The sequence below is a fragment of the Vibrio sp. 10N.261.52.A1 genome (genome assembly GCF_002876325.1).
In the GTDB taxonomy this organism is placed as follows: domain Bacteria; phylum Pseudomonadota; class Gammaproteobacteria; order Enterobacterales; family Vibrionaceae; genus Vibrio; species Vibrio chagasii.
This window is the reverse complement of the sequence record NZ_MCYD01000202.1, coordinates 1-257: the sequence shown is the minus strand read 5'-3', so window position 1 is coordinate 257 and position 257 is coordinate 1. Positions and strand designations below refer to the sequence as shown.

1 protein-coding gene is annotated in these 257 nt (G+C 54.1%); it reads right to left on the bottom strand.

Annotated elements, in window-relative coordinates:
- Positions 1-257 (bottom strand): tyrosine-type recombinase/integrase (locus tag BCT81_RS02600; RefSeq protein ID WP_157938837.1); only part of this gene is annotated, 257 nt, incomplete at both ends.

Below are 257 nucleotides of genomic sequence, written 5' to 3'. Positions count from 1 at the left end.
ATTCAAGTACGTGGGTCGCAAAGGAGTGACGCAGTTTGTGCGGGCTAATATGGCTCGCTACAGATTGCTTCTTGCCCCACTCTTCCATACGTTTTTGCACACTGCGGTGTGAGATGCGTGTTCCCAGCTTGGAAACAAACAGCGCGTCCTCTCCCGGAGAAGCCAATTCACCGCGGACTCGCAGCCACTTATCGACCCACTCTTTGGCTAAGCCCGAAAATGGCGCCTTGCGCTCCTTGTCACCTTTACCGATCACT